The sequence below is a fragment of the Pseudomonas putida genome, from assembly GCA_041879295.1.
Classification (GTDB): Bacteria; Pseudomonadota; Gammaproteobacteria; order Pseudomonadales; family Pseudomonadaceae; genus Aquipseudomonas; species Aquipseudomonas putida_Y.
On record CP047152.1, the window covers coordinates 1,093,715 to 1,108,358 of the forward strand.

A 14,644-nucleotide genomic window follows, 5' to 3' on the forward strand; every position below is an offset into this window, starting at 1 on the left:
CTGAGTCGTCCACGAGGAACGGCCCATTAAACCGCTTTTCTCCAAGGGCCCTTCGCTGGGCGTTCGCCTGCTCGTTCTGGTGGTGATGTCAGTCGCGTTGATGGTTGTCGACGCGCGCTTTGACGTGCTCAAGCCCGTGCGCAGCCAGATGGGCCTGGTGCTGATGGAGTCGTACTGGATCACCGATTTGCCGCAGCGTGCCTGGCAAGGTGTGGCCGGCCAGTTCGGTAGCCGCACCGAGCTGATTGCCGAAAACGAGAAGCTCAAGACTGAAGCCCTGCTGCTGCAGGGGCGCCTGCAGAAGCTGGCGGCCCTGACCGAGCAGAACGTGCGGCTGCGCGAGTTGCTCAACTCTTCGGCGCTGGTCAACGAAAAGGTCGAAGTGGCCGAGCTGATCGGTGTCGACCCCAACCCGTTTACCCACCGCATTCTGATCAACAAGGGTGAGCGTGATGGTGTTTTTCTGGGCCAGCCGGTGCTCGACGCCCGCGGCCTGATGGGCCAGGTCGTAGAGTTGATGCCCTACACCGCGCGGGTGCTGCTGCTGACCGATACCACCCACAGCATTCCGGTGCAGGTCAACCGCAACGGTCTGCGTGCCATTGCCAGCGGCACTGGCAACCCGGAGCGCCTGGAGTTGCGCCATGTGGCCGACACTGCCGACATCAAGGAAGGCGACCTGCTGGTCAGTTCCGGCATGGGGCAGCGCTTTCCTGCCGGTTACCCGGTGGCCACGGTCAACGAAGTGATCCACGATTCCGGCCAGCCCTTTGCCATCGTCCGCGCCATCCCCACCGCCGCGCTTAACCGCAGCCGCTATATGTTGCTGGTGTTCAGTGACCGGCGTAGCCCGGAGCAGCGCGCCACCGATGCCGCCATTGCTCAGGAGGAGGCTGACCGCAAGGGGGCTGCACCTGCTGGTCAGCCGGCCGCTACCGGTGATCAGGTTGCGCCAGCCGCTGGTACGCCGGCCGCGGCGGTCGCACCGGCAGCTCCGGTCACTCCGGTCGCGCAGCCCGCAGCCCCGGCTGCTGCACCTGCCACGCCGGCCGCACCCGCTCAACCCCGGAGGCAATGATGGCTGCATCACGCCGCAACAACGGCTGGATCATCTGGCTTACTTTCGCCATCGGCCTGCTGCTCAGTGTTTCTCCCATGCCGCAGTTCATGGAGGTGTTCCGGCCCATGTGGCTGGCCTTGCTGGTGTCGTTCTGGACCCTTGCCGTGCCGAACAAAGTCGGCATGACCACGGCATTCGTGCTGGGCCTGGCCGAGGACGTGCTGTATGGCACCCTGCTGGGGCAGAATGCGCTGGTCCTTACCCTCATCACCTTTCTGGTGCTGTCCCTGCAGCAGCGTCTGCGCATGTTCCCCATGTGGCAGCAAAGCCTGGTCATTCTGGTGATCTTTGGCATCGCCCAGTTGATCCAGCTATGGCTCAGCGCACTGACCGGCAACCGCCTGCCCACCTTGGCGCTGGTTTGGTCGGCGGTAATCAGTGCCTTGCTCTGGCCGTGGATCAGCTTTGCCTTGCGCGACCTGCGTCGACGCTTGCATATCAACTGACGGCAATGTGCCGCTGACAGGGAGATGTCTGCATGACCCCGCTATACCTGGCTTCCGGCTCGCCCCGTCGTCGTGAACTGCTGACGCAGATCGGCGTGCCATTCATTGTCATCAATGCCCCCGTCGATGAATCTCCGCTGCCCAGCGAAAGCGCCCCTGCCTACGTCGAACGCCTGGCCCGGGCAAAGGCCGCCGCCGGCCTGGCCCGTGTCGACGGGCCGGCTGTAGTGCTCGGCGCAGACACTGCCGTGGTGCTCGATGGTCGTATTCTCGGCAAACCGGAAAACCGCGAAGATGCCTTGGCCATGCTGGCTGACCTGTCGGGCCGCGAGCATCAGGTGCTGACCGCTGTTGCCCTGGACGATGGCCAGCGGGTGCACAGTTTTTGCGTTACCAGCAAGGTGCGCTTTCGCGCCATCAGTACCGATGAAGCGCAGCGCTACTGGGCCAGCGGCGAGCCGGTCGACAAGGCAGGCGGCTATGCCGTCCAGGGGTTGGGTGCGGTGTTCGTCACCGGCCTCTCTGGCAGCTACTCGGCGGTGGTCGGCTTGCCGCTCTGTGAAACGGCGGATTTGCTTGGCCAGTTCGGCATTGCCTGCTGGCAATCGCCCGCGCATACGCCAGAGGTAACAAACCCGCAGTAGCCAGCAGTGCATACGCCATCCATCATTAGAAAGAACCTTTGACGAGAGCCTGCCATGAGTGAAGAGATCCTGATCAACATCACCCCGATGGAGTCACGTGTGGCGGTGGTGGAAAACGGGGTGCTGCAGGAAGTGCACGTCGAGCGCACCCAGCGCCGTGGCATCGTCGGTAATATCTACAAGGGCAAGGTGGTGCGTGTGCTGCCAGGCATGCAGGCGGCCTTCGTCGACATCGGCCTTGAGCGCGCTGCGTTTATCCATGCCTCGGAAATTTCCCAGCGTGAAGGCTCGGCGGTAGAGAACATCACCGCACTGGTACACGAAGGGCAGGCCCTGGTGGTGCAGGTGACCAAGGACCCGATCGGCACCAAGGGTGCGCGCCTGACCACTCAGCTATCAATTCCGTCGCGCTACCTGGTGTACATGCCGCGCAGCAGTCATGTCGGTATTTCGCTGAAAATCGAGGACGAAGCCGAGCGTGATCGCCTCAAGCAGGTGGTCAGCGACTGCATGGATAGCGAGAACATCAAGGATGCCGGCGGCTTCATCCTGCGCACCGCCGCCGAAGGTGCGCGTGCCGAGGAGATCTTGCAGGACATTCGCTACCTGCGCCGCCTGTGGGAGCAAATTGGCACCCAGATCAAGACCTGCGGCGCGCCCACGGTCATTTACGAAGACCTTGGCCTGGCCCTGCGTACCCTGCGCGACCTGGTCAACCCGAAGATCGAGAAGATCCGCATCGACTCGCGGGAAACCTTCCAGAAGACTACACAGTTCGTCGGCGAGTTGATGCCGGAAATTGCCGACCGCCTCGAACATTACCCGGGCGAGCGCCCGATCTTTGACCTGTACGGCGTCGAAGACGAGATCCAGCGGGCCCTTGAGCGCAAGGTGCCGTTGAAGTCCGGCGGCTATCTGGTGGTCGACCCGGCCGAAGCGATGACCACCATTGATGTCAACACCGGGGCTTTCGTCGGCCACCGCAACCTCGAAGAAACCATCTTCAAGACCAACCTCGAGGCCGCTACCGCCATCGCCCGACAACTGCGCCTGCGCAACATTGGCGGCATCATCATCATCGACTTCATCGACATGGAAGACGAAGATCACCAGCGCCAGGTACTGCGTACCCTGGAAAAACAGCTGGAGCGCGATCATGCCAAGACCAACATCATTGGCATCACCGAGTTGGGCCTGGTGCAGATGACCCGCAAGCGCACGCGGGAAAGCCTGGAGCAGGTGCTTTGCGAGCCGTGCCTGGCCTGTCAGGGCCGCGGCAAGCTGAAAACACCCGAGACCATCTGTTACGAAATATTCCGCGAGATCCTGCGGGAGGCCCGTGCCTATCAGGCTGAAGGCTACCGTGTGCTGGCCAACCAGAAGGTGGTCGACCGCCTGCTGGATGAAGAATCAGGCAACGTGGCGGAACTGGAGGCCTTCATCGGTCGAACCATTCGCTTCCAGGTCGAGTCGATGTATTCGCAGGAACAATACGACGTGGTGCTGCTCTGAGGCCTTCTGAAACACGCCACTGCGTCGTCGGGCTGGCAAAGCCGGCAGTACCGGCCATCATGGATAAACGACTTGGAGGGCCATGGCCATGGGACGTCTGAACCGCGTTCTTGTCGCTCTGACCCGCTGGGGGTTGGGCATATGTGCCCTGCTGACAGTATTGGTAGCGCTATATGTCAGCCTTGGCCGTGAACTGGTGCCGCTGGTAGCCGAGTACCGTGCCGATGTAGAAAGCAAGGCCGAGCAGGCGCTGGGCCTGCCCGTGCATGTCGGTGCCCTGGAAGGGCACTGGAGCGGACTGGCCCCCGTGTTGCGGGTGCGCGACCTGCAATTGGGCGAAGGCGCCAAGGCGCTGCGGCTGGACGAGGTCATGGTGGTGCCCGACATCTGGGCCAGCCTTACCGCCCGCGAAGTGCGCCTGGCGCGTATTCAGCTGGGCGGGCTGCAACTGATCCTTCGCGAGAACGAGCAGGGCGCCTGGAGCCTCGAAGGCCTACCTAAAAAGGACGATGCACCGCTGGACCCTGCCGACCTGCTGCAGCGCTTGCGCCAGCTGGGGCGCATCGATGTGTTCGACAGTCTGGTCACCCTGCACCCCTGGCAGCGCGACCCGCTGACCCTGACTTATGTGAGTGCCGGCGTGCAGGCCGGTGCCACACGCCAGGCCTTGGACCTGCGTGCCACCCTGCCCGACGGCCAGCCCCTGGCGCTGAGCCTGAACAGCCATATGTCGGCCGAAGCTTGGCGCGATGGCGAGGTAGAAGCCTATTTGAGCCTGCCGCAAAGTGACTGGGCACATTGGCTGCCGCCCCGGGTGTTGGGGCAGTGGCATGCTGATACCCTGCGGGCAGGCGGTGAGTTCTGGGTCAACTGGGGCAAGGGACAGTTGCAACGGGCCGTCGTACGGCTCAATGCTCCCAGGCTGGAGGGCGCCTATGCCGGGCGCAAGGCTGCCAACCTGAATAATCTGGCTTTTGGTGCGTGGTTCCAGCGGCGGGAGCAAGGCTTCGACGTAGTCGTCGACTCGTTGGCCATGGACCTCGGTAAGGCTCGCTGGGAGTCTCACCTGCAGTTGCAGCAGCGCCCTGGCCAGAACGCAGCCGATGAAAGCTGGCAGTTACAGGCGGACCGCCTCGACCTCACACCGCTGACCCCGCTGATCGATGCCCTGGCACCGCTGCCGGACAAGGTAAAGGATGTGGTCGATGGCTTGAAGGTAACCGGTACGTTGCGCAATGTGCGCCTCGAGGCCAGGCCCAAGGCCGAGGGTGACCAGCGCCTGCAGTTTGCAGCCAACCTGGAGAAAGTAGGCTTCGATGCTTATCACAACGCCCCGGCGGCCGGTAACGTCAGTGGCAGCATCAGGGGTGATCTGGGCCATGGCGAGCTGCGCCTGGATACCGATGCGTTCATGCTGCATCTGTACCCGATCTTCGCCAAGCCCTGGCACTACCAGAAGGCGAATGCGCGCCTGACCTGGACTTTGGACAAAGACGGTTTCACCCTGGTTGCGCCCTACCTCAAGGTGCTGGGCGAAGAGGGCAAGATCGCCGGTGACTTCCTGATTCGCCTGTTGTTCGAGGAGGGCCGCGAGGACTACATGGACCTGCGCGTCGGCCTGACCGAAGGCGATGGCCGTTATACCGCCAAGTACCTGCCCGAAGTGCTCAGCCCGGCGCTCGACGAATGGCTGCGCAGCGCTATCGTCAAAGGTGCCGTGGACGAGGGTTATTTCCAGTATCAGGGCTCGCTGAACCATGGCGCAGCGCCGGAAGCGCGCAGCATCAGCCTGTTCTTCAAGGTGCATGACGCCGCCCTGGACTTCCAGCCTGGTTGGCCACAGGTGCAGCATGTGGATGGCGATGTGTTCATCGAGGACAGTGGCGTGCGCATCATGGCCCGGCGAGGCGTGCTGCTCGACACCAAGGTCAGCGATGTGAAAGTCGATATCCCGCATGTTGACGGTGACCAGCACAGCCACCTTTATCTGGACGGCGACTTCGACGGTAGCCTGGGTGATGGCCTGAAGATTCTCAAGGAAGCGCCCATCGGCACCGGTGAGATTTTTGCCGGCTGGGAAGGTGAGGGGCCGCTGAAGGGCAAGGTCAAGCTCGATATCCCGCTGACCCATGGGCAGCGCCCAAAAGTGCAGGTGGACTTCGCCACCAGTGACGCGCGCCTGAAGGTTGCCCCGCCGAGCCTGGAGTTGAACCGCCTGAAGGGCGACTTCAGCTTCGACTTCGACAAGGGCCTGAGTGGCAAGGGCATCAGCCTACAGGCCTTCGGCAAGCCGGTAACGGCTCGAATCACCGCTGAAGGTCAGGCTGGGCAGATGCAGACCCGCATCAATGCCAATGGCCAGGTATCGCTCAAGACGCTGACTGACTGGCTGCAATTCAACCAGGCTTTGCCGGCATCCGGTGACCTGCCGTATCAGTTGCAGCTCAGTCTGGGGAGCCGGGACAACCGCCTGAGTGTCACTTCCAGCCTCAAGGGCCTGGCCATCGACTTGCCGGCTCCGTTCGGCAAAGCGGCAGCAGATACCCGTGACAGCCGTTTCAACATGAGCCTTCAGGGCCCGGAGCGGCAATTCGATGCCGCCTACGCCGACCTTGCCCGCTTTGCCTATGCTGCGCCGGCCGAAAAGTTGACTCAGGGCCGTGGCGAGCTGGTGCTGGGTACAGGCGACGCCCGGGTACCTGTCAGCCAAGGGCTGAGGGTGCGCGGGCGCCTGGAGACCCTGGACCTGGCCCCTTGGCAGGAAAAGGCTGCCCAGCTTGCTGGCGACGACCCGGGTGGCAGCGCGCGGCAGAACTTGCAAAGCGTCGACCTGAGCATCGGCCAGTTGAAAGCCTTCGGCATGGACCTGAACCAGGCCGTAGTTCGCCTGGCCCGGGCCGGGCCAGCCTGGGATTTGCGCCTCGACAGCAAGGAGGTCATCGGTAACGCACGCGTACCGGATGCCAAGGGCGCGCCCATGGTCGTGCGCATGCAGACCTTGCGCCTGCCTGCCGCCAGCGCCGCTGAACAGCAGGCTGAAGACGGGCCCGACCCGCTGTCCTCGTTCGATCCGCGCAAAGTCCCGGCACTGGACCTGAGCATCGACAAGCTTTATCGAGGTGACGATCTTTACGGCAGCGCCTCGATCAAGCTGCGGCCGACCGCACGTGGCGTCAAGGCCAGTGATATCGACCTCGACCTCAAGGGGTTGCGCATTGATGGCGGTGGTGGCTGGGAGGGTGAAACGGGCAAAACCAGCAGTTGGTACAAAGGGCGCCTTGATGGCAAGAACCTGGCGGATGTGCTCAAAGCCTGGGGCTTTGCCCCGACTGTGACCAGCCGCGACTTCCGCCTGGATGTGGATGGCCGCTGGCCGGGTTCGCCGGCCGCGGTGGGCCTGAAACGCTTCTCGGGCAGCCTGGATGCAGCGCTGCGCACCGGCCAGTTCGTCGAGGTCGAAGGCAGTGCACAGGCACTGCGGGTGTTCGGCCTGCTCAACTTCAACTCGATTGGCCGTCGCCTGCGTCTGGACTTTTCCGACCTGTTTGACAAGGGCCTGGCCTATGACCGGGTCAAGGGCTTGCTGGTGGCCAGTAGTGGCGTCTACGTAACCCGCAAACCGATTACCGTGACCGGCCCGTCGAGCAACTTCGAGCTCGACGGCACGCTGGACATGGTCAGCGACCGGGTCGATGCCGACCTGCAGGTGAGCCTGCCGGTGACCAACAACCTGCCGCTGGCAGCGTTGATCGTCGGCGCGCCAGCTGTGGGTGGCGCACTGTTCCTGGTCGATCGGCTGATCGGTGACCGCGTGTCACGCTTTGCCAGCGTGCACTACCGTGTCGAAGGGCCATGGAAAGAGCCTAGAATCACATTTGTGAAACCTTTCGAAAAATCCCGCTAGGAGTACCCATGAAGGCAGCGGTAATCCAGATGGTCAGCCAGGACGACGTGCAGTCCAACCTGCAGCGTGCCGGTGCCCTGTTGGAGCAGGCCGCGTCCGGCGGCGCACGGTTGGCGGTGCTGCCGGAAAACTTTGCCGCCATGGGGCGCAAGGACGCTGCTGCCATCGGCCGTGCCGAGGCCTTGGGGGAAGGGCCTATTCTGCCATGGTTGAAACGCACCGCCCGCGACCTCAAGTTATGGATTGTTGCCGGTACCTTGCCATTGCCACCGGTCGGCCAGCCCGATGCCAAGGCCCATGCGTGCTCGCTGTTGATCGATGAACACGGCGAGGTGGTGGCACGGTATGACAAGCTGCACCTGTTTGACGTGGATGTGGCCGACAATCGGGGCCGCTACCGCGAGTCGGATGACTACGCGCAGGGTGCTCTGGTGGTGGTGGCTGATACGCCGCTCGGGCGGCTTGGGCTTAGCGTGTGCTACGACCTGCGCTTTCCCGAACTGTACAGCGCGCTGCGCGCCGCCGGCGCGGAGCTGATCACCGCACCGGCTGCTTTTACTGCAGTGACCGGCGCAGCACATTGGGAGGTGCTGGTGCGAGCCCGGGCCATCGAAACCCAGTGTTATCTGCTGGCTGCGGCACAGGGCGGCGCCCACCCTGGCCCACGGGAAACCCATGGCCATGCGATGATCGTCGACCCTTGGGGACGCATTCTCGCAGAACAGGCGCAAGGTGAAGCGGTACTGCTTGCCGAGCGCGACATTGAAGAACAAGCGTCCATTCGGGCGCGCATGCCGGTGGTATCGCACCGGCGCTTTTTTTCGCAGGGCGCGTTGCGGCCTGCGCACACCTCGGAGTGACTATGAGCCAGATGTTATCCACCGTCAGTGAGCAGCTCCTGGCCCCAGGCGGCTTGACCCTGGACAGCCTGCAGAGCGTGCTGGGTGAGTTGGCTGGCCCCGGCATCGACGCCGCCGACCTGTATTTTCAGGGCCAGATCTCGGAAACCTGGGCGCTGGAAGACGGCATCGTCAAAGAGGGCAGCTTCAACCTCGACCAGGGCGTGGGCGTGCGTGCCCAGTCCGGCGAAAAAACCGGCTTCGCCTACAGCAACGCGATCAACCTTGAAGCGCTGACCTCGGCAGCCCGTGCCGCCCGTTCGATTTCCCGTGCCGGGCAAAACGGCAGGGTGCAAGCTTTCCGCAGTCAGGAGGTGGCCGCCCTGTATACCGCGGACAACCCGTTGGACGTGCTCAGCCGTGCCGAAAAGGTCGAGCTGCTTAAGCGTGTCGATGCCGCCACCCGTGCTCTGGACCCGCGCATTCAGCAAGTCAGCGTGAGCATGGCCGGGGTCTGGGAACGCATCCTGATTGCTGCGGCCGATGGCAGCCTGGCTGCCGACGTACGCCCGCTGGTGCGCTTCAATGTCAGCGTCATCGTCGAGCAGAATGGCCGTCGCGAACGTGGCGGACAGGGCGGTGGCGGCCGTACCGACTACCGTTTCTTCACCGAAGAGCGGGTCATGGGTTATGCCCGCGAGGCGTTGCGCCAGGCCCTGGTCAACCTGGAGGCGATACCGGCACCGGCCGGTACCTTGCCGGTGGTGCTGGGCTCGGGCTGGTCGGGCGTGCTGCTGCATGAAGCGGTCGGCCACGGCCTGGAAGGTGACTTCAACCGCAAGGGCAGTTCGGCGTTCAGCGGCCGGATTGGCGAGAAGGTGGCGTCGAGCCTGTGCACCATCGTCGACGATGGCACCCTCGAAGGCCGCCGCGGTTCTCTGAGCGTGGATGACGAAGGCACCCCGACCGAATGCACCACGCTGATCGAGAATGGCGTGCTCAAGGGTTACATGCAGGACAAGCTGAACGCGCGCCTGATGGGCATGGCTGTGACCGGTAACGGCCGTCGTGAATCCTACGCGCACCTGCCGATGCCACGCATGACCAACACCTACATGCGTGCCGGCGAAAGCGACCCGCAGGAGATCATCGCGTCGGTGAAGAAGGGTATCTACTGCGCCAACCTCGGTGGTGGGCAGGTGGATATCACCAGCGGCAAGTTCGTGTTCTCCACGAGTGAGGCCTACCTGATCGAAGACGGCAAGATTACCGCGCCGGTGAAGGGCGCAACCCTGATCGGCAATGGTCCGGAGGCGATGAGCCGGGTTTCGATGGTCGGTAACGACCTGGCACTGGACAGCGGGGTAGGGACGTGCGGCAAGGACGGGCAGTCGGTGCCGGTCGGGGTGGGCCAACCTACCTTGAAACTGGATGCGATTACCGTGGGCGGTACCGGGGCTTGATGGTTTCGGGAACCGTTGTGGGAGTGGCGATGCCCACTCCCACAGCGGCCCAGCCTGTCAGCGTAGCCCGCGCTGCAACTCGTCGAGGTCGCGAATGTACTTGAACACCTTGCGCGCGGCGGCAGGCGGTTTGTTCCGCGCCTTCTCGTGCTGGGCATGGCGCACCAGCGAGCGCAACTGCTGGCGGTCGGTGTCGGGGTACTCGTTGACGAAGCGCTCGAGGTCTTCGTCGTTACCGTCGATCAACCGGTCACGCCAGCGCTCCAAACTGTGGAAGCGTTCGTTGTACTGGCGAGTCGAGCTGTCCATCTGCTCGAGCAGGGCGTGGATGGCATCGAGGTCTTGCACGCGCATGAGCTTGCCGACGAACGACATGTGGCGTTTACGGGCGCCATGAGCGGTGTGCTTGCTGGCTTCGGCCAGTGCCTTGCGCAGCTCGTCGGTCAATGGCAGGCGCGCCAAGGTATCGGCCTTGAGCGTGGTAAGCCGCTCGCCGAGTTCGACCAGCGCATGGAGTTCGCGCTTGATCTGGGTTTTGCTTTTTTCGCCGTCGAAGGCGTCGTCGTTTGAATCAACCATGGTGGCAGTCCGCTAGAAATCGCCGCCATGATAACCAGTCGGGGGCCGCTTGTCCGGCCCGGTCGTAGAATGACCCCAAGCCGTACGCAGAATTTGAGTGGAGAGAACCATGAGTGCAGTCCAGAGCGTAGGTCCGAAAGACTTGCCAGCATTGCAGGAACAGGTCGAGGCGATCATCGCCGAGGCGCGTCGTCAGGGGGCCAGTGCCTGCGAAGTGGCGGTGTCGCTGGAGCAGGGGCTGTCCACCACCGTACGCCAGCGGGAGGTCGAAACGGTCGAGTTCAACCGCGACCAGGGCTTTGGTATCACCCTCTATGTCGGCCAGCGTAAAGGTTCGGCCAGCACCTCTGCCAGTGGCGCGGAGGCGATTCGCGAGACTGTCGCCGCAGCGCTGGCAATTGCCAGGCATACCTCCGAGGATGAATGCTCGGGCTTGGCCGACGCGGCGCTGATGGCGCGTGAAATCCCTGATCTGGACCTGTACCACGACTGGGATATCGAGCCCGAGAAGGCCATTGAAATGGCCCTGGCCTGCGAGGCGGCGGCGTTCGACGCCGACCCGCGCATCCTCAACGCTGATGGCACCACCCTCAATACCCACCAGGGCTGCCGCGTGTATGGCAACAGCCATGGGTTCATCGGTGGCTACGCCTCGACCCGCCACAGCCTGAGCTGCGTGATGATTGCCGAAGGCGACGGGCAGATGCAGCGTGACTACTGGTACGACGTGAACCGCCAGGGCAACCTGCTGGCCGACCCGCGCAGCATCGGCGTGCGCGCTGCCCAGCGTGCTGCCAGCCGCCTTGGCGCCCGGCCGGTGCCGACTTGCGAGGTACCGGTGCTGTTCTCGGCCGAATTGGCCGGTGGTCTGTTCGGTAGCTTCCTGTCGGCCATTTCCGGCGGCAACCTCTACCGCAAGTCGTCGTTCCTGGAGGGTACCATTGGTCAGCGTCTGTTCCCTTCCTGGCTGACCCTGGACGAGCGTCCGCATATTCCGCGTGCGTTGGGCAGCGCCGCGTTCGACGGTGATGGCCTGGCCACCTATGCCAAACCGTTTGTCGACAAAGGCGAGCTGGTGTCGTACTTGCTGGGTACCTATTCCGGGCGCAAGCTGGGTTTGCCAAGTACGGCCAATTCCGGTGGCGTGCACAACCTGTTCGTCAGCCACGGTATCGAAGATCAGGCCGCGCTGATTCGCCGCATGGGCCGCGGGCTGCTGGTGACCGAGCTGATGGGGCATGGCTTGAACATGGTGACGGGGGACTATTCCCGTGGTGCGGCGGGGTTCTGGGTCGAAAATGGCGAGATCCAGCATGCCGTGCAGGAAGTCACCATCGCCGGAAACATGAAAGACATGTTCCAGCAGATTGTCGCGATTGGCAGCGATCTTGAAACCCGCAGCAATATCCATACGGGCTCGGTGCTGATTGAGCGCATGACCGTTGCTGGTAGCTGATCGTTAGCCCGCGAACGGGCTGCTACAGGCTCTAAACTTTTTCTGCAAATCCTAAGACCCGGCCCTTGCGCCGGGTTTTTTGTTTCATCATCCCCTCTTGTAATGATTATGGTTGTCATTTAATAATCAATATCATTATCCGTTAACTCGGCGATGATGTTCATGAAACCCGTCCTCCGCGAACTGCCCTACCTGGAAAACTGGCGCTGGCTCAGCCGGCGTATTCGCTGTGCGCTCGAGCCCGACGAGCCGCGCCTGATCGAGCATTACCTGGCCGAAGGCCGCTATCTGGTGTGCTGCACCGAAACCTCGTCTTGGACGGTGGCGCTGACAGCGTTTCGCCTGCTGCTGGATACCGCCTGTGATCGCATGCTGCCTTGGCATTGGCGTTGCCTGTGCCTGGATCAGGCATGGCGTCCTCTGTTGGACCTGCGCAACCTCGACCGTCAGGAACAGAACCAGCGCTGGCAGCCCTACGCCTTGCAGTTGGCCAATTGCCGCCTGCTGCCTTCGATTTCTCCCGATGAACTGATGCAAGGATTTGATGATGAGTGATACCCGTATCGAGCGTGACAGCATGGGTGAGCTGCAGGTGCCGGTTCAGGCCCTTTACGGCGCCCAGACCCAGCGCGCGGTCGACAACTTCCCGATCAGCGGCCAGCGTATGCCGGCACAGTTCATTCGTGCCTTGTTGCTGGCCAAGGCCGCTGCGGCCAAGGCCAACGTCGAACTGGCGCAACTTTCTGCCGGGCAGGGTCAGGCTATCGTCAAGGCGGTTGAGCGACTGCTGGCCGAGGATTTCATCCAGCACTTCCCTGTCGATGTGTTCCAGACCGGCTCTGGCACCAGTTCGAACATGAACGCCAACGAGGTTATCGCCACCCTGGCTTCCCATGTACTGGGTGAGGCGGTCAATGCCAATGACCACGTCAACTGTGGCCAGAGCAGCAATGACATCATCCCGACCACCATCCACGTCAGCGCTGCGTTGGCCCTGCACGAGCAGTTGCTGCCAGCCCTGACGCACTTGGTGCAGGTGATCGAGGTCAAGTCGGCACAAGTACATCAGTACGTGAAGACCGGTCGTACTCACCTGATGGACGCGATGCCGGTGCGCATGAGCCAAGTGCTGGATGGCTGGGCTGCGCAGATCAATGCTGCCAAGGCGCACATCGAAGCGATGCTGCCGCACTTGCAGGCGCTGGCCCAGGGCGGAACCGCCGTGGGTACCGGCATCAATGCCCATCCGCAGTTCGCTGTCGGTTTCGCTCGCCAGCTCAGTGGCCTGACCAAGATCGAGTTCACGCCCGGCCAGAACCTGTTCGCCCTGATCGGCTCGCAGGACACGGCCGTGGCTTTATCTGGCCAGCTCAAGACCACCGCCGTGGCGCTGATGAAGATCGCCAACGATCTGCGCTGGATGAACTCCGGCCCGCTGGCCGGTTTGGGCGAAATCGAGCTGCAAGCTCTGCAGCCGGGCTCTTCGATCATGCCAGGCAAGGTCAACCCGGTGATCCCGGAGGCCACTGCCATGGTCGCCGCCCAAGTGATTGGCAACGACGCGACCATCGCCGTCGCGGGCCAGGCCGGTAACTTCGAGCTGAACGTGATGCTGCCGGTGATCGCTCGCAACCTGCTGGAAAGCATCGAGCTGATGGCCAATGTCAGCCGCTTGCTGGCCGACAAAGCCATCGCCAGCTTCAAGGTCAACGAAGACAAACTCAAGGAAGCCCTCGCGCGCAACCCGATCCTGGTCACTGCGTTGAATCCGATCATCGGTTACCTCAAGGCCGCCGAAATCGCCAAGACCGCCTACAAGCAGGGGCGCCCAATCATTGATGTGGCGCTGGAGCACACCGATCTGTCCCGCGATCAGCTTGAAGCGCTGCTGGACCCGGAAAAGCTCACCGCCGGGGGTATCTGACACTGCGTCACCGCCCAGAACCCATGCCTACGTAATTCACTGACATGCACCATACCTTGCCTGCATTGCCATACGCCTACGACGCGCTGGAGCCACACATTGATGCCCAGACAATGGAAATCCACCACACCAAGCATCACCAGACTTATGTCAACGGGCTCAATGCCGCCGTTGAAGGTACCAAGTGGGCCGAATGGCCGGTGGAAAAACTGATCGCTGCCGTCAAGCAACTGCCGGAAGACCTGCGTGGCGCTGTGACCAACCACGGCGGCGGGCACGCCAACCACGGCCTGTTCTGGACTGTCATGTCACCTCAGGGCGGTGGCGAGCCCGTGGGTCTGCTGGCGCAAGCTGTCACTGCCCAACTTGGCGGTTTCGAGGCTTTCAAGGAGGCTTTCACCAAAGCCGCGTTGACCCGCTTCGGCAGCGGTTGGGCCTGGCTCAGCGTAACGCCGCAAAAAATGTTGGTGGTGGAGAGCAGCGGCAACCAGGACAGCCCGCTGATGCACGGCAATGTGCCGATCCTGGGCCTGGACGTGTGGGAACACGCGTACTACCTCAAGTACCAGAATCGTCGCCCGGAATACATCGGTGCCTTCTACAACGTCATTGACTGGGTGGAAGTCGAGCGTCGCTACCTCGAAGCCCTGAAGTGAGTCGGACCGGTATGCGCTCTTGGCGAGCTTTAGGCTGTGTACAGGCTTCTGTCTGATGATGGTGATGGATGCCGCGATGTCCTGACATTGTGCAAGCGCAG

At 62.7% G+C, this 14,644-nt stretch carries 12 protein-coding genes; 11 read left to right on the top strand and 1 reads right to left on the bottom strand.

Annotation, left to right across the window (positions count from 1 at the left end):
- The first annotated feature begins 25 nt into the window (after positions 1 to 25).
- From mreC to tldD, 7 genes are all read left to right on the top strand, one after another.
- On the top strand, positions 26 to 1,078 hold the full coding sequence (gene mreC, locus GST84_05095; GenBank protein XGB15709.1) for a rod shape-determining protein MreC: 1,053 nt from the start codon (positions 26 to 28) through the stop codon (positions 1,076 to 1,078).
- Positions 1,078 to 1,566, top strand: coding sequence for a rod shape-determining protein MreD (gene mreD / locus GST84_05100; protein XGB11767.1), 489 nt, complete (start codon positions 1,078 to 1,080; stop codon positions 1,564 to 1,566). Before mreC ends, mreD begins: the two co-directional genes overlap by 1 nt.
- A 32-nt stretch (positions 1,567 to 1,598) precedes the next feature.
- The gene (locus tag GST84_05105; protein ID XGB11768.1) at positions 1,599 to 2,210 is read left to right on the top strand and encodes a septum formation inhibitor Maf; all 612 of its coding nucleotides are present in this window, start codon (positions 1,599 to 1,601) and stop codon (positions 2,208 to 2,210) included.
- A gap of 54 nt (positions 2,211 to 2,264) precedes the next feature.
- Positions 2,265 to 3,722, top strand: a complete 1,458-nt coding sequence (locus GST84_05110) for a ribonuclease G (GenBank protein ID XGB11769.1) — start codon at positions 2,265 to 2,267, stop codon at positions 3,720 to 3,722.
- An 82-nt stretch (positions 3,723 to 3,804) separates the two neighbouring features.
- Positions 3,805 to 7,626 carry a TIGR02099 family protein gene (locus GST84_05115; GenBank protein XGB11770.1) on the top strand — a complete coding sequence of 1,274 codons (3,822 nt, stop codon included), beginning with the start codon at positions 3,805 to 3,807 and terminating at the stop codon, positions 7,624 to 7,626.
- Between the two features lie 8 nt (positions 7,627 to 7,634).
- On the top strand, positions 7,635 to 8,486 hold the full coding sequence (locus GST84_05120; protein ID XGB11771.1) for a carbon-nitrogen hydrolase family protein: 852 nt from the start codon (positions 7,635 to 7,637) through the stop codon (positions 8,484 to 8,486).
- A 2-nt stretch (positions 8,487 to 8,488) separates the two neighbouring features.
- Positions 8,489 to 9,928, top strand: a complete 1,440-nt coding sequence (gene tldD, locus GST84_05125) for a metalloprotease TldD (protein ID XGB11772.1) — start codon at positions 8,489 to 8,491, stop codon at positions 9,926 to 9,928.
- Between the two features lie 57 nt (positions 9,929 to 9,985).
- On the opposite strand, the gene GST84_05130 is transcribed toward tldD, so the two are convergent.
- Positions 9,986 to 10,507 carry a ribosome-associated protein gene (locus tag GST84_05130; protein XGB11773.1) on the bottom strand — a complete coding sequence of 174 codons (522 nt, stop codon included), beginning with the start codon at positions 10,505 to 10,507 and terminating at the stop codon, positions 9,986 to 9,988.
- A 109-nt stretch (positions 10,508 to 10,616) separates the two neighbouring features.
- Here GST84_05130 and pmbA point away from each other — a divergent pair, with 109 nt between their 5' ends.
- The 4 genes from pmbA (at position 10,617) to GST84_05150 (ending at position 14,543) form a co-directional block, all read left to right on the top strand.
- A complete protein-coding gene (pmbA, locus tag GST84_05135; GenBank protein XGB11774.1) occupies positions 10,617 to 11,963 on the top strand; it encodes a metalloprotease PmbA in 1,347 nt (448 codons plus the stop codon).
- 153 nt (positions 11,964 to 12,116) lie between these two features.
- Positions 12,117 to 12,518: a FagA protein gene (locus GST84_05140; GenBank protein ID XGB11775.1), complete on the top strand. Its 402-nt coding sequence runs from the start codon at positions 12,117 to 12,119 to the stop codon at positions 12,516 to 12,518.
- Positions 12,511 to 13,887, top strand: a complete 1,377-nt coding sequence (aspA, locus tag GST84_05145; GenBank protein XGB11776.1) for an aspartate ammonia-lyase — start codon at positions 12,511 to 12,513, stop codon at positions 13,885 to 13,887. The genes GST84_05140 and aspA overlap by 8 nt, the downstream gene beginning before the upstream one ends.
- A gap of 44 nt (positions 13,888 to 13,931) precedes the next feature.
- Positions 13,932 to 14,543, top strand: coding sequence for a superoxide dismutase [Mn] (locus tag GST84_05150; GenBank protein XGB11777.1), 612 nt, complete (start codon positions 13,932 to 13,934; stop codon positions 14,541 to 14,543).
- The last annotated feature ends 101 nt before the right edge of the window (positions 14,544 to 14,644 follow it).

Bases quoted from the DNA above. Each gene is read 5' to 3' on its own strand.
- mreD (XGB11767.1), top strand. From the start codon at position 1,078: ATGGCTGCATCACGCCGCAACAACGGCTGGATCATCTGGCTTACTTTC.
- GST84_05105 (XGB11768.1), top strand. From the start codon at position 1,599: ATGACCCCGCTATACCTGGCTTCCGGCTCGCCCCGTCGTCGTGAACTG.
- GST84_05110 (XGB11769.1), top strand. From the start codon at position 2,265: ATGAGTGAAGAGATCCTGATCAACATCACCCCGATGGAGTCACGTGTG.
- GST84_05115 (XGB11770.1), top strand. From the start codon at position 3,805: ATGGCCATGGGACGTCTGAACCGCGTTCTTGTCGCTCTGACCCGCTGG.
- GST84_05120 (XGB11771.1), top strand. From the start codon at position 7,635: ATGAAGGCAGCGGTAATCCAGATGGTCAGCCAGGACGACGTGCAGTCC.
- tldD (XGB11772.1), top strand. From the start codon at position 8,489: ATGAGCCAGATGTTATCCACCGTCAGTGAGCAGCTCCTGGCCCCAGGC.
- GST84_05130 (XGB11773.1), bottom strand. From the start codon at position 10,507: ATGGTTGATTCAAACGACGACGCCTTCGACGGCGAAAAAAGCAAAACC.
- pmbA (XGB11774.1), top strand. From the start codon at position 10,617: ATGAGTGCAGTCCAGAGCGTAGGTCCGAAAGACTTGCCAGCATTGCAG.
- GST84_05140 (XGB11775.1), top strand. From the start codon at position 12,117: ATGATGTTCATGAAACCCGTCCTCCGCGAACTGCCCTACCTGGAAAAC.
- aspA (XGB11776.1), top strand. From the start codon at position 12,511: ATGAGTGATACCCGTATCGAGCGTGACAGCATGGGTGAGCTGCAGGTG.
- GST84_05150 (XGB11777.1), top strand. From the start codon at position 13,932: ATGCACCATACCTTGCCTGCATTGCCATACGCCTACGACGCGCTGGAG.